This window comes from Sphingobium phenoxybenzoativorans, from assembly GCF_018286635.1.
Lineage (GTDB): Bacteria > Pseudomonadota > Alphaproteobacteria > Sphingomonadales > Sphingomonadaceae > Sphingobium > Sphingobium phenoxybenzoativorans.
Genome location: NZ_CP073910.1, coordinates 3669780 through 3688293 on the forward strand (window position 1 = coordinate 3669780; position 18514 = coordinate 3688293).

16 protein-coding genes are annotated in these 18514 nt (G+C 60.9%); 5 read left to right on the plus strand and 11 right to left on the minus strand.

Annotated elements, in window-relative coordinates; all coding sequences use genetic code 11:
• Nucleotide 1 precedes the first annotated feature (1 nt).
• The 4 genes from KFK14_RS18180 to KFK14_RS18195 form a co-directional block, all read right to left on the minus strand.
• Nucleotides 2–4195 (minus strand): translocation/assembly module TamB domain-containing protein, encoded by a 4194-nt coding sequence (locus KFK14_RS18180; RefSeq protein WP_212608657.1) that lies wholly within the window; start codon nt 4193–4195, stop codon nt 2–4.
• A complete protein-coding gene (locus KFK14_RS18185; protein ID WP_212608658.1) occupies nt 4195–6249 on the minus strand; it encodes an autotransporter assembly complex protein TamA in 2055 nt (684 codons plus the stop codon). The genes KFK14_RS18180 and KFK14_RS18185 overlap by 1 nt, the downstream gene beginning before the upstream one ends.
• 96 nt (nt 6250–6345) lie before the next feature.
• Nucleotides 6346–6810, minus strand: coding sequence for a DUF1465 family protein (locus KFK14_RS18190; protein WP_212608659.1), 465 nt, complete (start codon nt 6808–6810; stop codon nt 6346–6348).
• A gap of 105 nt (nt 6811–6915) precedes the next feature.
• Nucleotides 6916–7113 (minus strand): YdcH family protein, encoded by a 198-nt coding sequence (locus tag KFK14_RS18195; RefSeq protein ID WP_070154881.1) that lies wholly within the window; start codon nt 7111–7113, stop codon nt 6916–6918.
• Nucleotides 7114–7341: 228 nt separating this feature from the next.
• Between KFK14_RS18195 and KFK14_RS18200 the strand changes: the two genes are divergently transcribed.
• Together KFK14_RS18200 and KFK14_RS18205 are read left to right on the plus strand one after the other, a co-directional pair.
• Entirely contained in the window at nt 7342–8373 is a 1032-nt protein-coding gene (locus KFK14_RS18200; RefSeq protein WP_212608660.1) for an IS110 family RNA-guided transposase, read from the plus strand.
• 331 nt (nt 8374–8704) lie between these two features.
• Nucleotides 8705–8860: a YdcH family protein gene (locus KFK14_RS18205; protein ID WP_070154883.1), complete on the plus strand. Its 156-nt coding sequence runs from the start codon at nt 8705–8707 to the stop codon at nt 8858–8860.
• Nucleotides 8861–8929: 69 nt separating this feature from the next.
• On the opposite strand, the gene KFK14_RS18210 is transcribed toward KFK14_RS18205, so the two are convergent.
• The 4 genes from KFK14_RS18210 to bla all read right to left on the minus strand — a co-directional run bounded on the left by KFK14_RS18210 (nt 8930) and on the right by bla (nt 12502).
• The gene (locus tag KFK14_RS18210) at nt 8930–9304 is read right to left on the minus strand and encodes a PilZ domain-containing protein (protein WP_070154885.1); all 375 of its coding nucleotides are present in this window, start codon (nt 9302–9304) and stop codon (nt 8930–8932) included.
• 167 nt (nt 9305–9471) lie between these two features.
• Nucleotides 9472–9936 carry an RNA polymerase-binding protein DksA gene (gene dksA / locus KFK14_RS18215; RefSeq protein ID WP_070154886.1) on the minus strand — a complete coding sequence of 155 codons (465 nt, stop codon included), beginning with the start codon at nt 9934–9936 and terminating at the stop codon, nt 9472–9474.
• 516 nt (nt 9937–10452) lie between these two features.
• The gene (locus KFK14_RS18220; RefSeq protein WP_212608661.1) at nt 10453–11328 is read right to left on the minus strand and encodes a hypothetical protein; all 876 of its coding nucleotides are present in this window, start codon (nt 11326–11328) and stop codon (nt 10453–10455) included.
• Between the two features lie 79 nt (nt 11329–11407).
• Complete coding sequence (gene bla, locus KFK14_RS18225) at nt 11408–12502, minus strand: class A beta-lactamase (protein ID WP_343227765.1); 1095 nt, start codon at nt 12500–12502, stop codon at nt 11408–11410.
• Nucleotides 12503–12541: 39 nt separating this feature from the next.
• Between bla and ung the strand changes: the two genes are divergently transcribed.
• Together ung and KFK14_RS18235 are read left to right on the plus strand one after the other, a co-directional pair.
• Nucleotides 12542–13240, plus strand: a complete 699-nt coding sequence (gene ung / locus KFK14_RS18230; RefSeq protein WP_212608662.1) for a uracil-DNA glycosylase — start codon at nt 12542–12544, stop codon at nt 13238–13240.
• A gap of 25 nt (nt 13241–13265) precedes the next feature.
• On the plus strand, nt 13266–14213 hold the full coding sequence (locus KFK14_RS18235) for a DUF808 domain-containing protein (protein WP_212608663.1): 948 nt from the start codon (nt 13266–13268) through the stop codon (nt 14211–14213).
• 141 nt (nt 14214–14354) lie between these two features.
• Here KFK14_RS18235 and ahpF read toward each other — a convergent pair whose 3' ends face one another.
• The 3 genes from ahpF to KFK14_RS18250 form a co-directional block, all read right to left on the minus strand.
• On the minus strand, nt 14355–15938 hold the full coding sequence (ahpF, locus tag KFK14_RS18240) for an alkyl hydroperoxide reductase subunit F (protein ID WP_212608664.1): 1584 nt from the start codon (nt 15936–15938) through the stop codon (nt 14355–14357).
• A 167-nt stretch (nt 15939–16105) separates the two neighbouring features.
• Nucleotides 16106–16669 carry an alkyl hydroperoxide reductase subunit C gene (gene ahpC, locus KFK14_RS18245; protein ID WP_212608665.1) on the minus strand — a complete coding sequence of 188 codons (564 nt, stop codon included), beginning with the start codon at nt 16667–16669 and terminating at the stop codon, nt 16106–16108.
• Between the two features lie 110 nt (nt 16670–16779).
• Nucleotides 16780–17382 (minus strand): TetR family transcriptional regulator C-terminal domain-containing protein, encoded by a 603-nt coding sequence (locus KFK14_RS18250; RefSeq protein ID WP_246524699.1) that lies wholly within the window; start codon nt 17380–17382, stop codon nt 16780–16782.
• Between the two features lie 152 nt (nt 17383–17534).
• On the opposite strand from KFK14_RS18250, the gene KFK14_RS18255 reads away from it, so the two are divergent.
• A complete protein-coding gene (locus KFK14_RS18255; RefSeq protein ID WP_212608667.1) occupies nt 17535–18005 on the plus strand; it encodes a hypothetical protein in 471 nt (156 codons plus the stop codon).
• The last annotated feature ends 509 nt before the right edge of the window (nt 18006–18514 follow it).

Here is an 18514-nt window from a genome sequence, read left to right on the forward strand (position 1 = left end):
ATCAATAATCCTTTGAAACGCGGACGTTGGCGCTTTGCCGCCCGATGGTGGAAACACTGGCCAGCAGGGAAAGCCAGCGAGTAACCTGATATTCGATACGGGTTGCCGAATAGCCCTGCCCATCCGTAATCAGTTCGACATAGGTTTTTCGCGTCAGATATTTGCCTGCGGCGACCGAGGTTCCCTGTCCGACTGTCGGATCGGCGGGCAGGATGCGCAGGCGGTCGAGGCCGGTAGCCTTGCGCACAGCATTGATCGGATCAAGCCCGCCGCCTCCGCTCTGCAGCGCCGCCACCGCAGATGCCAATTGCAATGCCTCCGGCGCGGAGAGATCCGTTATCGAACTGCCGAACAGGATACGCGACAATAATTCATCCTCCGGCAGCGCAGGGATGCTGGTGAAGCTGATTTGTGGCGCAAGGCCAGTGCCAGTCACCTTTATGGTGGCGCTAATGTCGTTGACGTCCGCCTCCGCCTCGATGTCCAGCGTCGGGTTGACTGGCGTCGATCCGTCAAAGCGGATCATGCCTTCGGTCAGATCAAAACGGCGGCCCGCAAATTCATAGCCGCCCCGCACAAGCTGCGCTGTGCCCTTGATGGCGGGATTGACCACCGTCCCGCCCAGTTGCAGATCGGCGCGCCATTCACTGTCGAGACCAAGCCCCGTCACCGTCAGCCGGTTGCGCGCGCGGGCGTGAATGTCGAGATTCCATGGCGCAGCGGGCGCTTCCCGCTCAAACTCCGTCCCCCGCCGGTCAACCTCGATCACGCGCAGTTCTGGAATCTGGGCCACGGCCGCCGCGCGACCCATTGTGAAGCGACTGCGGATCAGATCCAGATCACCGCCAATGGTGCCTCCATTGCCATTTGACTTGATCGTGATCGGCCCGGTGACAGTGGCGGCGATATCATCGCGTTCCAGCAAAGATGCGTTATCCGCCTGCATAGCGAGGTCGATGCCAACGCCCTGTGCGCTGAATTCGAAACGGCCGCTGCCTGTAACTGTCCCACCGCCTTTCGCTGTGCCGGACAGGTTGGAAATGACGAGTTGAGACCCGTTGAAACGGCCCTGCGCCTTCACATTGGTCAGGTGCATACCCGTCACCGGGCTGTCAATGACTGCGTTGGTGCTGGAAAGCGAACCGGAAATGACCGGATTGTCCAAGGTGCCATGCACGTCTGCACTCACCGCCGCCGGTCCGCTAAGATCGATAATCTCGACCCCTGTCAGACGCCAAAGCGTATCGGCCGTGCCATTATAGCGGAGCTGGGCAAAGAGCGGCGCAGTGCGAAGACGCGTCGCAAGGTCGCCGGACCCCAGCGGGCTGATCAACGCTTGCGCGCGACCAATAGTTTTGCCCTCACTCACCACCACGGCGCGTGCGCCGAGACGTTCGGCGGTTAGCGCCGCATTGAGGCCGAGATCAATCGGCTTGGAACTGAGCGCCAGGCCCGATCGCGAAAGGCCGCGGATGCGCAAATCCGCCTTGCCGGTCGGCGCACCCTCGCGAGGTTTGAGGAAACTAAGGGTACCGGTCGCGGTGCCGCCAAGCCCAAGCTCATCCTTCGCAATATCCAGAAGCGAGAGCGGAAGCCGTTGCAGTCTTGCCTCAATCTGTGTCGTTTCCCCACCCATGCGACCGGCAAATTGCGCAGTGCCGCCCATATAGCTGACTGTCGCAGGCGAGAGCCGCCAGCCATCTTCCGTTTGTGTGAGGACGGCGGGGACCGTCAGCGTGATCGGCTTGCGATCCAGCATGCCGGTCATAGCGATACGCACTTTCTCCGGCGCAACATCCGCATTGAATTGCAACCGGAACTGACGCCCGCGCTGCCCGATCAGCGTGGCGTTGGCCGTGCCGGAACCGTTCACAAGCTTTGCCGTGCCGGTAAGGCGTCCGATCCGCACCGTTCCTGCAAGAAGTCCCCGTGCGTCAGCGTTCGCATCAATCGTCGTGCCCGCCGGATCAAGCATGATCGTCGCAGTCAACTTTCCTCGCGAAACTCCAATAGGCAAAGGCCCGTCGAAGCGCGCATCGCGGGCGGTAAGTTCCGTCGCGATTTTCTGCACGCCATTGACCGGTTCAAGCGCGACAAAGCCCGTAAGCGCGCCGCTAATGTCCAGCCGGCCGTTGAGTCCGCCAGTCACCGGATGAATATTGCCCCGCGCGACCGTGCCACTGACGGCAAGCCGTTCTACCGCGATGGTGGCGTCTGCACCGCGTGGCAGATCAATGCGGCCGTCCCCCGTAAACGGCCCCAGCACCGATCCGCCCTGGACCGTGAAATCATAACCAGTCGCTGTCGGATCCAGATAAAGCTTCACATCTTTCAGGCCGCCGGGATCAAACGGGCGGGCGAGAAGCAGATCCACTTCCGGCCGGTCGATCTTGCCTTCCAGCTTCAAATCCAGCGGGCCATAGGTTTTATGCGCGCCTTTACCGTCGAAATGGAAAGTGCCGTCGGGCCGGCGATACCCGTTGGCGGAAAGGGTAAGCAGCGGCGTATCGAGCTTGAGACCCGATAGCAGCAGCCGTCCATCCGGCCCCAGTGAAAGGCCGGAGCGCAGGCGCGGCAAGCCGCCGCCCAACGTCCGGAAGAAACTATTGTCCAGACGGCGCATATTGGCCTGCGCCTGCCCCTTCAGCGTGAAAGCGCCTTTTATGCCGGGCACCGCCTGCACCTTGGACCGGACGTCGACAATGCCAAGGCCGGGGATCACCAAGCCGCGAATATCTCCGGTCAGGCCGACATCGTAACGGCCGCTTTTCAAGTCGGCGAGAGCGACTATTTCGCCATTCAGCTTATCGGCACGCACCCGCATCGGATTGCTGACGATCCGCTGGCCCTGAATCTGGAGCGTACCGTCCAGCCGGAAGTTCCGCAGGATCGACGCAACAATATCTCCCTGGCCGTCAAGCCGTCGCGCCGAGAGACTGAGCGGCAGGACCAGAGGAGCGCCGACGGCTTTTCTGCCCTTGCCCGCCGCGCGCACATCGCTGAGCGCCGTCTTGCCGAATATGAGTTGGCGAGCGGACAGGATATATTCGAAACCGGGGCTTGCGAACGCACCATCCAACCGCGCACGGCCAATCACGTCGCGCCCGGTCATATTTTTGAGCAGGGCTTGAGGGCGATCCAGCCGCAGGTTGAGCAGAAGATTGTCGAACGCATTGCGCGCCAGATCGACGCCACCGTCTGCAGTCATCGTCATGGAAGCCGAACTGGCCGTCAACGAACCTTTGATAAGGCGATTTTCGAACGTGCCCTTTGCCGAGAGCAGGAGCTGCGGCGCTGTCATGCGCCGAACAAGACCATTGCCAGCAATCGCCGCGCCCTCGACATTGCCGGTCAGCGTATAAAAGCCGCGCCGGGCGACAATACGCATCGCTGCTGCGGATTTGCGGTCGAGCGTCGCGATTAGCCCACCCTGCCATTCGGTCCAGCTACCCTTGCCTCTCACCCGCAGATTCGCGTCCTGACGCAGGCCGCCCATAGCCGCCAGCACGCCGCCCTTTGGCGCATTCACGGTGATATCGACATCAAACTTGTCATCGTCCGGCCTGCTATCCAGCGACAGGAGCATCACATCCGCCCCGTCCAGAACACGGGCCGAAAGGTCTATAACGGCGCGGCCGGACCGTATGTCGGCATCCCCCCGCAATGTCGCCACGCGACGCTGCCCTACGATCGGCTTTTCGATGACAAGCCTGCCGACCGAAAACTCCATCATGCGGATATCGAAATCCGGGAGGATCGGCCCCTCTCTGCCTGTGGGCCTCAGCTTCGGCAATTTGTGCAGGGTGGCCGAAGGAATGATGAGCCGGTCAATGTCCAGGCGATTGTAAAACCAGGCGAAGGGCCACCAGTCGAGTTGAACGCGCGGCGCGGTGAAAAAGGCTCCGGTCGGGTCGGACAAACGCAGGTCGCGCAGCACCGCTTTGCTGTAAATGCTGCCATCAATGCCGCCGACCTCTATCCGCAGCCCGGATTGCGGCGAAATCCGGGCGATCCGCCCGGCAAGGAACCGATGACCGGAAGTTGTGTCGAGCCAAAGCATCGCCCCCGCGACGATCAGTACCACAGCGAGGAGCGCACCGAGCAGCCACTGCTGCCAGCCGACCCGGCGGCGCGGCGGCGGCGGCGGCGGCGACGGCGACGACGGCGGCGTTTCGATGGCGGCCTCGTCCACCATCAGAAGGCCTGTCCAAGCGAGACATAGACAGCGATGCGCGGATCGCCCCGCTGCGGATTGATAGGTGTTCCCACATCAACGCGGATCGGCCCGAAACTGCTGTAATAGCGGACGCCTACGCCAGCGCCGATCCGCAGGTCGCGGAAGTCCGGCAGGAACTGGGTGGAGATATTGCCCGCATCCACAAAAGGAACGACACCGAAATTTCCGAAACGGATTCGAGATTCCAAGGAAAATTCCGCCAGGCTTTTGCCGCCGATCGGATCATTATTGGCGTCACGCGGACCAATATCCTGATAGCCATAGCCGCGCACTGAACCGCCGCCGCCAGCATAGAAGCGGCGGGATGGCGCGATCCGGCGAACGCTTGACCCGAAAATGCTGCCGAACCGGGCGCGTGCAGCCATGACAACCCGGTCACCGACAGGCTGATAGACACTGCCGTCCAGTTGCGCGCGGACATAGCCGAAAGTGCTGTTCTGGAAAGACAGCTCAGGGCTAACCCGTCCCCCCAGCCGAAATCCGGTGGATGGATTCAACAGGTCATCGCTGCCGTCATACGTCAGGTTGGCCGGCAAGGCGCCGATAAGGAATGTGCGGCGGCCGCCGCCCGCAATCCGGCTAAAACTGTCCCGCTCGTCCGATGCAACCAGTTCCGCGCCAATGCTCCAGACCCACTTTTTCTGAAAAATGATGTTGGTCTGGCGCTCCAGCGTGCCAGACAAAGTAAGCGTTCGGGCGGCATAGGCGTCCCGGTTGGTATTGGCCGCGGAAAGTAGCGCAGTGAACACCTGATCCCGGCGGCGAAAATTGTTCCGGCGGAACGTAAATGACGCAAGCTGCTCCTGCGTGCCCACGACGCCGCGCACCAGCACCGCGCCCTCCGGCGGGAAGAAGTTGCGATGCTGCCAGTTGCCCTCAACCCTCACTCCTTCGCCCGTGCCATAGCCAAGTTCGCCTGCGATCGTACGGAATGGCGCAGGCGACACGTCGATTGCGACATCGACATGCTCGCCATCCCCCGCATCCTGCGGCGTCAGCGTCGCGGAGGAGACCAGCCCGGTAGCGATGATCGCCTTGCGCAGATCCTCGACATCCGACGCCATATAGGTGTCACCGGGGTCGAAACGCGCAATCCGCTGAATATGCCGGGCGCTGAACAGGGAATCATCCTTGACCAGAATATGGCCGAAAGTGCGGTAACCACCGGTCGCGATGATCATGTCGAGATCACCCTTGCGCGCTTCATGATCGATGCGAACGACCGGTTCCTCCACCTTGGCGAAGGGGAACCCATTTTCACCGAGCGCATGTGTCAGCGCGCCCTGCGCCATCACGATATTGTCGGCATCGACCGGATCGTCGGCTTTCACCGGGAAGGCCGCGCGAAGAATATCGGCGCGATCGCCTGCAGCCTCCAGCCCCGACAAATCTACCGAAGCGAGTAAATATTGCGTTCCCGGCGTAATCTCGAACACAGCGCGGAGCTTGCCATCAACCGGCGCGCGGATGCCGCCGCGAATGCGCGCATCATAATAGCCTTTGGCCCGTAACAGCCGGTCCAGAAGATCGCTGTCCTCTTTTATCCGCCGATTAATCTGGGCGACATTCGCCGGCTTCCCTTCGCCCTGCTTCAATACGGAAAGTTCATTGAAGCGGGTGCGAAACTGGTCATTCAGAATGGCGTCCAGTCCATTGAGGACGGTGGTGTAGCGCTGCTCCGCCATTCCGTCGGAGCGGCCGGCGGACTGCACGTCCGGCTGGTCCTCCGCCATATCCCCCGGTTCCTGCCCAGGGGCGGCCGCCTGATCAACTACGACTTCGGGTTGGGCATCGCCTGGTTCGGGTTCGATAGACGATACCGTGTCCGCTTCCCCCATGTCAGGCCAATCAACGCCAATTCCTGGTTCATTGGCGAGCGGCGTCTCTGTGTCCGGCACAATTTGCTCCTGCGCCGCAACCCCCATGGGAAGAAGCGCCACGGCCAGCAAAATGGATCGGACAAAGCGGGAATAGCGCGCGCGATGGCGAAGAAACCGCGGGCTTGAGGACATCCGGCGATATCTAGACCACATCCCCCTCAAGACGCCAGTGCAGAAGCTACACAATCATCGCTTTTTTGCGCCCAGCCGAGGCCATAAGCCTGCTTGTCAGAAGGCCTGCTCCAGCCGGTCCATAAGCGCGCGGGCGCCCTCCGCCGCATCGCGCTCCCCCCGCATCATGGCCTGAAGGCGGGCAACGCGATCATAGAGGTCGGCGCTTCCCTCGATCAAAGCGCGGGCGGCGAAAGGAAAATCGGCCAGTACGACTGCATCTGTCGGAGCAGCTTCGCCCAGCAGATATTTCGGATCGGCAAGGGCATGCTCCCCTATTTCGCCGCGCTGCCAGCCGCGTTGCGCCATCAACCAGGCGATCACATGCATAAGCCGGGTGGTCACTTTCAGAGACTCGCAGGAAAATCCGATCCGGGCGGGGACCGCCAGTTCATCGCGATCAGCATCGCCCTGCGCGGAAAAATAAGCGCGAGCCTCGTCCGCCATGACCATGGCCTCGATATACAGGCTGTTGACCAGGCGGCCATGCAGACCGCGATTCATATGTCCCGAAAATGGCATGAGAAAAACGCTGCCACAGCGGCGCGGCGCTGTCAGTCGCGTTAATCTTCTTGTTACAGAGCGGTTACGAAAGCGTCCCGGATCGGCACATTAACGATAGCGGGATCAGGCGATGATGTCGGGGACCAGATGGTCCTCAAGCATGGCGATTTCATCGCGCAGAAGCAGTTTACGCTTCTTTAAGCGGGCGAGTTGAAGCTGGTCGCTGGTCCCGCTGTCCGACAACGCCATGATGGCGCTGTCCAGATCGCGATGTTCCACCCGGAGGATTTCCAGACGGCGCATGATGTCTTCAGTGGTCATTACCCCGCCATCTCAACCTCGGTCCCGCAATCGGCCTCCCTTGCGCCGCTTACAAAACTCCTGCCCAGCGCAATATCCGCAAAGCGGATCATCGCAACCATGATTGCAAATATCGCAAACCGCGATTCGCCTAAAGACAGATGGGTTGGTTGCCGCCCTCCCCAGACGGCATCGCAATGTGCCAAGATAGTGGAGTTGAAAGGCCACTGAGCGGAAAGGACGGCAACCATGAAGAAGGATACGATGATCGGGGTGGACCTGGCAAAGAATGTTTTTCAACTCCACGCGGCGTCGATGAATGGGCAGCTGCAGTATCGGAAGAAGCTGTCGCGGCAGGCTTTCGGCAAGTTCATGGCGGAACAGCCACCAGCAGTGGTGGTGATGGAGGCGTGTGGCAGCGCGCATTACTGGGCGCGCGAGATGGTCCGGCTTGGCCATGAGGTGAAGCTTATAGCGGCTCAGTATGTGAAGCCGTTCGTGAAACGACAGAAGAATGACGCTGCAGACGCTGAGGCGATCGTGGTCGCGGCGCAACGGCCCGAGATGCGCTTTGTCGAGCCGAAGTCTGCCGAACAACAAAGCCGTGCCATCCTGTTCCGCGCCCGCGAACGGCTCGTCCACCAGCGCACCGAACTGATCAACGCGCTGAGAGCCTGCCTTTACGAATATGGCCATACTGTTCCGCAAGGAGCGCACCAGATAAAGCGGATCGCCGAGATACTGGATGCACCAAACAGTGATTTGCCCGATCTGATGCAAGAGGAATGCACGGAGTTGCTGGATCAGATTGCTGAGCAGACCATACGCATCAATGATCGAACAGCGAAGATCAAGAAGTTGGCTGCCGAGGCCGATACGGCACGGCGGTTGCAAACAATCCCCGGCGTTGGTCCACTGACTGCGCTGGCGGTGGAGGCATTTGCACCGCCGATGGAGAACTTCAAATGCGGACGCGACTTTGCCGCATGGCTCGGCCTCGTTCCGCGCCAGTTCTCTTCCGGCGGAAAGGAGCGGCTCGGGCGAATATCCAAAGCCGGGCAGGCTGACATCCGCAGGCTGCTGATTATTGGCGCGATGTCGCGGCTGAACTGGGTGGGTCGCAAATCGATCCCGGAAACTTCTTGGCTGGCACGCATGGTGGCCCGAAAGCCGCGGATGCTCGTGGCAATCGCGCTGGCCAACAAGATGGCGCGGACAATCTGGGCTTTGCTGACGAAAAACGAGGATTATCAAGTTCCGACGCAAGCAGTGTTGGCATGATCGACATGCCAGCAAACCTGCTTGCCGCCGGATCGGGGGAGTGAGAAGGCGACGACCCGAATGGGCAAAATGATCGAACAGATCTGGATAAGGAAAACCAGTTTAGAGTCGTGAGCATTGCAGCTCGAGAGTCAGATTTGGACCTGATCCGCAGATCACCATACCGGCCAGCGGCTTCTGAAAGTGCCGCAGTTATAGGCCTTACAGAAGACCGCACTCGATCACTTACCCACCGGATCAGAAACCTCTTGCTTCAAGGGCGGCAACCACAGAAGACTCTAAAATTCGTGATCTACTCGATTATCCAGACCCCTCAAGCAAGGAGATTGTCATGGAAGCAAGCCACATCTCAGCACTGCAGGCAAAGCATGCGGGCCTCGACGCCCGAATCAAGGCGGAAGTGAGTCGGCCAATGCCCGACGCCGTTCTGGTTGCCACCCTGAAGAAGCAGAAGTTGCGGCTAAAAGAGGAGATGCGTCCGCGTTAGGCGCATCCCGATCGCGTCCGGCGGGGCAATTGCTCCGCCTGGGCGCGTAATTTTCGACCCATAACCGCCTTAGCGGCGAAGGGTCTTTCCTGTCATACGAAGATAATCCGGCATTTTATGCGACCCGCGCCCCTCGGCCACCGGTTTACGCGCCAATTGCGGATCTATGGCCTGATCAAAGACAATGCCGACCCGGTCGTTGCGGGTCCAGGCGATCTTGCCGAACACCTGACCCACGCCGCGCAGATCCATAATAACCTGCTGCCCTTTGGCCAGCGCGGCTTCGCAATCGGCCATCATGCCGGTCGCCGAAAGATTACGGATGCGCGCCTTGCCCAGCGAAGCGCCCTGCAAGGTGGTGAGTGAGGTCAGCAGAAATAGGCTATCGCGCGGCGCGATACGCGCCGGGCCTCTTTCGTCCGAATCTTCCAATTCCGTTCCCATGATTTCTGCCCGATAGGGTGTTCCACCGTACGATCGGGACTGTCAGAAAAGCATGGAAAAACCGTTAACTAGACAAGATTCTCCGTCCGATCATCACGCCGCTGACTGGAGCTGCGCGGAGCGGTATCGAATTGTACGGATTATTCAGCGGCTTGCCGAATATGGCGTTAATCGTCGCGTGAGACTTTTTCCTGGCGCTCATGACGTTCCTGCGCCTCAACCGTCATAGTGGCGATCGGCCGGGCTTCCAGCCTTCCGAGCGAGATCGGTTCGCCGGTTACCTCGCAATAGCCATATTCCCCGTCATCGATGCGGCGAAGAGCCGAGTCGATTTTCGAGATAAGTTTGCGCTGGCGGTCGCGGGTGCGCAGTTCGATGGACCAGTCCGTCTCGCTCGACGCCCGGTCGTTCAGGTCCGGCTCCCGCAAAGGCTCATTCTGGAGAACAGCCAGAGTGCCTTCGGCTTCGCTCAGAATCTGCTTCTTCCAGGCCAGAAGGCGCTGGCGGAAATATTCGAGCTGCCGGGGGTTCATGAACTCCTCGTCGGCCGAGGGGCGGTAATCATCGGGCAAATCTATGGCTGCCTTCGAAGGAGGGACTCCGCCCTTGTCAGGGCTTTGGACCGTTGCCATCTGGCTCTCCGAAACGAGGGGCGGCAGGTGGATCGTCCTGCCGACCGATACTGCTGATTGAGCGGGCCTATAGCCAGCGGCATAGGGCGACACAAGCGTTCAATAACTGCAACGGCAAGACCGTTAACGATGGCTGGGGATAAGTCGGCATAACGGCCCGCAGCCAACCCCCTGTTTACCTTTGCCAATCACCGCGTCCCGGCGCGGAACATTAACCATATTCGTTGATCGGACTGTTCAATGTTTCCCGATCCGGCACGCACATTCAGGGTTAATATGGTTGCAGTTAACCCGTCTTTTGCGTTTCTGACCCTAATAGATGCCTCCGCGCGCCAAGGACCAGGCGTTGGGCGGGGTGATAACAAGAGTGTCGGATATGTCGGTTAGAATGGCCATGGCGAAACTCTGCGCATGCGCATGTGGTGGAGCAATCATCGGTGGCGGCGCGGTCCATGTCGCTGAATCGCCGCGTCCTGCGGTCGTCAAGCAGACGAAGAAAGCCTATGCCAAGCCGCGTCATGTTGCGCGGACCGTGAAGCGCAAGACGGTGCGGACAGTCACGTCCTGCACGCCAGCCGTCGTCACAGTCGCCGGGCAGCCCGTTCCGCCAATGCCGATGGCTCCCGTCGCACCGCTGGCCGCTGGACCTTCGGTCGTTTCCGGCGGCGGGCCGGTTCCTGTCGTGATGGGCGGCAGCGGCGGCTTCGGCGGCGGGTCGAGCGGATTTTTCGGCGGTTTCTTTGGGGGAAGCGGCGGCGGTAGCGGCGGAAGCGTTGTGGTTTCCTCGACCAGCAGTTCTACCGGATCGACAAGCACGTCCAGCGGCGTGTCGACATCCACAGGCGGTGTTTCCACATCTACAGGCGGCGTCTCGACTTCGACGGGGGGCGTTTCGACCTCCACCGGCGGCGTGTCGACTTCAACCTCTACCGGCGGCGTATCCACGTCTACGGGCGGCGTGTCGACATCTTCGGGCAATGTCAGCACGTCGTCCGGCGTGAGCAGCACGTCCTCCTCGTCCAGCTCATCCTCGTCCAGTTCTTCATCGTCCTCATCATCCTCGTCGAGCAGCTCCGGCGGCACGACCAGCAATGGCGGATCGACAGGATCGTCATCCTCGACCGGCAGCAGCGGGTCGTCGAGCACGTCGACGGGCTCCTCCAGCTTCGGCACCACTACGTCGAGCAGTTCAGGCAGCAGCTCCAGCAGTTCTTCGTCTAGCAGCTCCTCCTCCGGTGGATCGAGCAGCAGCAGCGGCGGCACAGACGTTCCCGCGCCGCCAATGATCCTGCTATTCGGTGCTGCAGCGGCGGCTCTGGTCGCTCGCCGCCGCTTCGCTGCTAAGGCAAAGGCGGACGACACGGTTTCGGACGCAGCCTGACTGCAGTCCAATCATCCGCAGCCCTTGCCGGGCGCGGATGCAAGGGCGGGCCTTCGGGGGAGGGCCCGCCCTTTCCATATCCCGGCCGCGTCAGACCTTTGAAAAAAGATAATAGTCGTGCGCTGCGCGCGCAGCCTCCGCCATGATGCGGTCACGGACGTCCCTGCCCTTGCTGTCCTTCATAACAAAGACAGCGATTGCCATCGTTGAACCATCCGGCAGGGTTACAATACCCACGTCATTGGCCAAGCCGTTCAGCGTCCCGGTCTTGTGCGCGATGGGCGTCCCCGGCGGCAATAGCGCCTTCAGCCTGTTCTGACCCGTATGGCACCGCGCCATGATATCGAGCAGGGTGCGTGTCGTGTCCGGTTTCAGCGCCCTGCCCTGCGCGATCCTCGTCAGCAGATCGAGCATCGCCTCCGGGGTGGAGGTGTCGCGCGGGTCGGCGGCGAAGGCCAGGTTGGGCAAATCCCGGGCGTCGCGTTCGCGCAGCGCCGGATCAGCCTGCAGCGCCATGTCCACATTGCGCGCAAAGCTGCCGCCCGCCGGGGAAATGCCCATGGCGCGGTAGAGAAGCTGGGCCGTATTCCCGTCCACCCGTTGATCGCGAATGCCGACTGAACGGAGCCATCCGGTGATCGCCTGCGGACCGCCAGCCTGCTTCACCAGCACATCAGTCGCGCTGTTGTCGCTGCGCGTCAGCATGAGTTCGAGAAGATTATAGACCGACAGAGAAAGGCCGGGATGCGGCATCATGTCCGCGATGCCATCCGACACCATCATACTCCGATCGACGGGGATCATGGTGTCCAGCGTCACCTGCCCCCTGTCCACCTGGGTAAGGATCGCGCCTGCGACAGCGACCTTGTAAGTGCTCGCCATCGGGAACAGCGTATTACCATTCAGCATCACCGCATGATCGTCGCCGATCCGGCGTACGGCAATGCCGACCGTGCCGTCGGTCATCGTGGCGAAGCGGGCAAATTCGGCACGCAGGCTGTCTTCCGCGCTCATATGCGGGGCGGGCGCGTTCGCCGGTCCTATCGCGAATGCCGTCGGCAGCGGAGACACTGCCAGCATCAGCGAAAGCAGGAATGCCGAACCGGAGCGGAAAAGAAGCATGGCTGGACAGTCGAGCAATACAAGACTGCAGGCAAGCCCTTTCCGGCCAGTAAGCGCGACCATGGTTGACTTGATCCAGCGGCTCAGGGACAGAGGGGATCAATGAGCGACAGCGTCAAACTGCATGAAAGCTGGAAGACGCCGCTGGCCGGCGAGTTCGCCACGCCGCATATGCAGAAGCTCCGGCAGTTCCTGATCGACCGCAAGGCGGCCGGAGCGCGAGTCTTCCCCAAGGGCAGTGAGTATTTCCGGGCGCTCGACCTGACTCCGCTCGATCAAGTCCGCGTCGTCATATTGGGGCAGGACCCCTATCATGGCGAAGGGCAGGCGCACGGCCTGTGCTTCAGCGTGAGGCCAGGGGTGCGTACGCCACCGTCGCTGGTCAATATCTACAAGGAGCTGGGCACCGATCTGGGCGTCCGCCCAGCGCGGCACGGGTTTCTGGAGCATTGGGCGAAGCAGGGCGTGCTGCTGCTGAACAGCGTTCTGACTGTCGAGATGGGGCAGGCCGCCGCGCATCAGGGTAAAGGGTGGGAGCTTTTCACGGATGCCGTGATCCGGCTGGTAAACCAAAAACAGGACCCCGTCGTTTTCATGCTGTGGGGCGCCTATGCCCAGCGCAAGGCCGGATTTGTCGACGGCAGCCGGCACCTGGTATTGAAAGCGCCCCATCCCTCGCCGCTGTCGGCACATAACGGCTTTTTTGGTTGCCGGCATTTCTCGCAAGCCAATGGCTTTCTGGAATCGAAAGGGATCGAACCCATCGACTGGGCGTTGCCGGAAATCGCCGCATCTGCATGACCACATATATTCCAAGGGAGTTTCCATGCCTTCTGGCCTGATGGCGCTGCTCGACGATGTCGCTGCAATCGCGAAACTGGCGGCGTCATCGATCGACGATGTGGCGGGCGCAACCGGCAAGGCGAGCGCGAAGGCCGCCGGGGTCGTGATTGACGATGCCGCTGTCACCCCCCGCTATGTGACGGGCCTGTCACCAGCGCGCGAGTTGCCGGTGATTGCGAAGATCGCTCGCGGATCGCTGAAGAACAAGCTGCTGTTCATCCTGCCCGGCGCGATGGCGCTGAGCGCTTTCGCGCCCTGGGCGTTGACGCCGCTGCTGATGATCGGCGGCAGCTATCTATGCTTCGAAGCGGCAGAGAAGGTCGCGGAAAGCTTCCTGCCACATCATGATGCCGGTGGAGAGGCGCAACAATTCTCCGATCCTGCGGAACTGGAAGAAGCCAGTGTCAGCGGCGCAATCCGCACCGACTTCATTCTGTCGGCCGAGATCATGGCGATCGCACTGGGCACGTTGAGCGGCGAGCCTCTATTGGATCAGGCCATCGCGCTGCTGGCGGTGGCTGTCGTCATCACGGCGGGCGTCTATGGCGTGGTCGGGTTAATCGTGAAGATGGATGATATCGGCCTGAAAATGGCGAGCGGCGGTAGTGGCGCGCGCCGGGCACTTGGCCGCGGACTTGTGCATGCCATGCCGCGCATACTTGCAGTGATGGGGCCGGTCGGCACAGCGGCGATGCTGTGGGTCGGCGGCGGCATATTGGTCCACGGGATGGAGCATTTCCATATCACCGCCCTGCCCCATGCCATCCACGCTATCGCCGAAAGCGCGGGCCGCGCCGCGCCCTTTGCGCAAGGCGCTGTCGAATGGATCGTCAGTGCAGGCGCATCGGCCATATTGGGTCTGGCCGTCGGCGCAGTCATTGTGGCTGCCGTGATCGGAATAGGACGGTTGCGGGGAAAAAGCGCACACTAACCGCCGGATATTGAGGGCGGATGCGCCAGGAAGCAAGCCGCATTTCCGCATGACCCACACCTTATGCGGGTTACGAAGTTGCGGAAGTTGCGGGGTTAGAAATGCGCTCCTAACCCCGCCCGCGAAGCATTTATCAGCGCGTTACGCCGCCTCGGCCTCTGCATCCGCCGGGGCGAGACGGATCAGATAGTCGAAGGCGGACAGCGCCGCAGTCGATCCAGCGCCCATGGCAATGACGATCTGCTTGTACGGCACAGTCGTCGCATCGCCCGCTGCGAAGATGCCCGGCTGCGAGGTTTCGCCGCGATGGTCGATCTCGATCTCTCCGCGCGGCGACAGGGCGATCGCGCCCTTCAGCCATTCGGTATTGGGCACCAAGCCGATCTGGACGAATATCCCCTCCAGGTCGACATCATGCCGGGTATCGCGGTTGCGGTCCTTATAGCTGAGGCCCGTCACCTTCTCGCCATCGCCATGCACTTCCGTTGTAAGCGCGGAGGTGATGACCTTGACGTTCGGCAAGCTGGCCAGCTTGCGTTGGAGCACGGCGTCGGCGCGCAGGTCGCTGTCGAACTCGATTAGGGTGACGTGAGCAACGATGCCGGCAAGATCGATCGCCGCCTCGACACCGCTGTTGCCGCCGCCGATTACAGCAACGCGCTTCCCCTTGAACAGCGGGCCGTCACAATGCGGGCAATAGGCAACGCCCTTGTTCCGATATTCGTCCTCGCCGGGCACGTTCATCTGCCTCCAGCGCGCGCCGGTGGACAGGATGACGGTGCGGGCTTTCAACGAAGCGCCATTTTCCAAACGAACCTCATGCAAGCCGCCCTCGGTCCGCGCCGGAATCAGCTTTTCGGCCCGCTGCAGGTTCATGATGTCGACGTCATAATCCTTGACGTGCTGCTCCAGATGCGCGGCAAGCTTCGGTCCTTCGGTATGTGGTACCGAGATGAAATTCTCGATCGCCATCGTGTCGAGCACCTGCCCGCCGAAACGCTCTGCGGCGATGCCTGTGCGGATTCCCTTGCGTGCGGCATAGATCGCCGCGGCAGCGCCAGCAGGTCCGCCGCCAACCACCAGAACGTCGAAGGGGTCCTTCGCCTTGATCTTCTCGGCAGCGCGCGACGAGGCGCCGCTGTCGATCTTGGCGACGATCTGCTCCAACTCCATCCGGCCCTGGCCGAAGGGTTCGCCGTTGAGGAAGATGGTGGGCACCGCCATCACCTTGCGCTCGCTGACCTCATCCTGGAACAGACCGCCATCGATAGCGGTATGGCTGATGCGGGGGTTGAGCACGCTCATCAGGTTCAGCGCCTGCACCACATCCGGGCAGTTCTGGCAGGAGAGCGAAAAATAGGTTTCGAAAGCGAAGTCGCCGTCCAGATCCTTGACCTGCTGAATGACCTCCTGCGCCGCCTTTGACGGATGGCCGCCGACCTGCAGCAGCGCCAGCACCAGCGACGTGAATTCATGCCCCATCGGAATGCCGGCGAAGCGGACGCCGATATCCGTGCCCACACGGCGGATCATGAAGGACGGCTTGCGCTTGTCATCATCCTTGCGGACCACGGACACCCTGTCCGACAATGCGGCGATGTCGTTCAACAGGCCGAGAAGCTCAGCCGACTTCGCTCCGTCATCGAGCGATGCGAGAAGTTCGATCGGCTGCGTGATGTTGGTCAGATAGCCGGAAAGCTGCTGCTTGAGATTGGCGTCCAACATGATGACGGCTCCATTCTATAAAAGGGGTAAAAAAAGGCGCGCCAAAGGCCGCGCCGAAACATCAGACAGCATGGGGTGAAGGCCCCGCCGCCCATGCATCCCCCGGCCGATACGTTCCGGGACCGGCCGAAACCGGCCCCGGACGCTGCGACCCCAAGGGGATTCGCTTAGATTTTGCCGACGAGGTCGAGCGAAGGCGCGAGCGTTGCTTCGCCTTCTTCCCACTTGGCCGGGCAGACTTCGCCGGGGTGGCTGACCCAATATTGCAGCGCCTTGATCTTGCGCAGCAGTTCGGTCGCGTTCCGGCCCACGCCCTCCGGCGTGATTTCCAGAAGCTGGATCGTGCCTTCCGGATCGACGACGAAGGTGCCGCGATCGGCCAAGCCAACGCCAGGACGCAGAACCTCGAAATTGTTCGAGATGGTGTGGTTCTGGTCACCGACCATGTAATAATTGATCTTCCCGATCGCCGGCGACGTGTCGTGCCAGGCCTTGTGGCAGAAATGCGTGTCGGTCGAGACCGAGAACACCTCTACGCCCATGCCCTGAAGGGTCGGGTAGATATCGGCCAGATCTTCCAGCTCGGTCGGGCAGACGAAAGTGAAGTCGGCCGGGTAGAAAAAGAAAACCGCCCATTTGCCTTTGACATCGGCGTCGGTCACGTCAACGAACTTGCCCTGCTTGAAGGCGGTCGCAGTGAACGGCTTGATGGGTGTATTGAGTACGGACATGAACGCTCCTGTCTTGTTGTGTGGCAGAGCGTATTTATGTGCGGTTGCACAAATGTCGAAATTGTTTTTTTGGTCCTTAAAGATAGAAAAAATCGATCAAAGCGCGTCCGCTAGGAATCGAGCAGATCGGATATCCATTTCCGGGTCATGTCGCAGGCCTCTTCGGCCGTAAAACTGCTGGTATCCAGGCAAAGTTCGAGCCAGAAGCCATCCACCAGCGCAGTGATTGCGACGGCATTCAGGCGCACTTTACAAGGCTCCATGTTGGGTCTGCAGACCGCGATCAACCGCTCCATCGCATCCCGGTAAGCGGCATAAATTTCCGCATGTGCTTCCGCAATCGGCGGGGTGGATTTGACCAGACTCCAGAAGGCCACCCACGTCGCAAGCAGATCGGGATCCAATACCGGAGGACGGAAACTGGCGGTGGCATAAGCGTCCAGCCGCGCCCTGGGGTCATCTCCGGCGCTCTCCGCCGCGGCATCCATCGCCTCCCCGACACGCCGGCCGACATCGCGATATGTCGCCAGGATCAGCGCTTCAATACCTTCATAATAATGGGTGAGGAGACCGGGAGACACGCCGGCCATCGCGCAGATCACGCGCACGGATGCGCCGCCCGCACCACGTTCGGCCAGACATCGCGCCGTCGCGTCGATCAGCGCCTGACGCCTAACGTCCGCTGATTCCCTTACAAATGATGCCCTGCCCACCTTGTCCCCCTTGCACGACCCGTTTTCATGCTGCCCCGCACCATCTTTAGTCAGGCTTGTGCGACGGGCAAGGGAAAGACATGGTTGCGGCGGCATACAGGATCAAAGCGGCCGCTCGTCCGTTCGGTCAGCCTGAATGGAGGCCAAAGATCATGAAGAAATCCGCTATCATCGGACTGCCATTATTCTTTTTGGCGGTGTCTTGCGGTCAGCCGCAGAACCCGGCTGGCAATGAAAACACGACCGAGAATGCCGCTGCCGCCGATGCAGACATCACCAATATCGCAGAGGACAGCGATTCGGTGAGTGCAGGGGATGACATCGCGGCGGCTTCAGCGGTGGCCGGATGGGCAGGCCGATGGACGGGACCGGAAGGGCTGTTCCTGGACATCAAACCATCAAAGGACGGACAGCCCGGCCATTTCGCTCTGACTATCAAGGATAATCTTGACACCCAAGGCGACTATATAGGCGCGGTGCAGAACGGGACGATCGTTTTTGAGCGCAACGGCAAGACGGAGACGATCCGGCCCGGCGCAGGTGTAGAGACCGGTTTCAAATATCTGGCGGACAAGACGAACTGCCTGATCGTGCAAAGCGGCAAGGAAGGATATTGCCGATAGGGCGCAGGGCAGCTCACATAGCCGGATGATAGGATGTTCGGATGATATGGGCGTCTGAAACAGAAAGCCCCGATATCCGCGCCTAGCCCCTCAAAGCAAAATGGGGGCCGGCATTGCTGCCGGTCCCCACTTCCGCTGGTTCCTTCACTGGTGGCCCTTGCGGGTCTCCTGCGCTTTCCCCGGCGTGCCGCGCGCTTTTCTCCAAGGAGAACCGCATCGCGTTCGCAACACCATCCCGAAGGACAGTGATTGCTGGAAACAACGTCCTTTCAACCCGGCGTTCGCTTGCGCGCGCACTTGATTGTCTGTCAGTTCTTTCCCGCCTTCCCCTTCGATCCGGCATCTTGCGACGCCCTTTCTCCGGCTCCGGCATCATCGGCTGACTTCGCTTCCGGTTTCCCTTCCGCAACCCCGGATCGCTCCGGCGTCCTATCCGTCTTCCGATGTCTTGAAGCTGTCATGAAAAGCGAGTCGCACAAAGGGAATTCAGATGAATCTTCAACTACCTG

Excerpts from the sequence above, each read along its gene's own strand:
- KFK14_RS18180 (WP_212608657.1), bottom strand. The coding sequence starts at position 4,195 with ATGGTGGACGAGGCCGCCATCGAAACGCCGCCGTCGTCGCCGTCGCCG.
- KFK14_RS18185 (WP_212608658.1), bottom strand. The coding sequence starts at position 6,249 with ATGTCCTCAAGCCCGCGGTTTCTTCGCCATCGCGCGCGCTATTCCCGC.
- KFK14_RS18190 (WP_212608659.1), bottom strand. The coding sequence starts at position 6,810 with ATGCCATTTTCGGGACATATGAATCGCGGTCTGCATGGCCGCCTGGTC.
- KFK14_RS18195 (WP_070154881.1), bottom strand. The coding sequence starts at position 7,113 with ATGACCACTGAAGACATCATGCGCCGTCTGGAAATCCTCCGGGTGGAA.
- KFK14_RS18200 (WP_212608660.1), top strand. The coding sequence starts at position 7,342 with ATGAAGAAGGATACGATGATCGGGGTGGACCTGGCAAAGAATGTTTTT.
- KFK14_RS18205 (WP_070154883.1), top strand. The coding sequence starts at position 8,705 with ATGGAAGCAAGCCACATCTCAGCACTGCAGGCAAAGCATGCGGGCCTC.
- KFK14_RS18210 (WP_070154885.1), bottom strand. The coding sequence starts at position 9,304 with ATGGGAACGGAATTGGAAGATTCGGACGAAAGAGGCCCGGCGCGTATC.
- dksA (WP_070154886.1), bottom strand. The coding sequence starts at position 9,936 with ATGGCAACGGTCCAAAGCCCTGACAAGGGCGGAGTCCCTCCTTCGAAG.
- bla (WP_343227765.1), bottom strand. The coding sequence starts at position 12,502 with ATGGTCGCGCTTACTGGCCGGAAAGGGCTTGCCTGCAGTCTTGTATTG.
- ung (WP_212608662.1), top strand. The coding sequence starts at position 12,542 with ATGAGCGACAGCGTCAAACTGCATGAAAGCTGGAAGACGCCGCTGGCC.
- KFK14_RS18235 (WP_212608663.1), top strand. The coding sequence starts at position 13,266 with ATGCCTTCTGGCCTGATGGCGCTGCTCGACGATGTCGCTGCAATCGCG.
- ahpF (WP_212608664.1), bottom strand. The coding sequence starts at position 15,938 with ATGTTGGACGCCAATCTCAAGCAGCAGCTTTCCGGCTATCTGACCAAC.
- ahpC (WP_212608665.1), bottom strand. The coding sequence starts at position 16,669 with ATGTCCGTACTCAATACACCCATCAAGCCGTTCACTGCGACCGCCTTC.
- KFK14_RS18255 (WP_212608667.1), top strand. The coding sequence starts at position 17,535 with ATGAAGAAATCCGCTATCATCGGACTGCCATTATTCTTTTTGGCGGTG.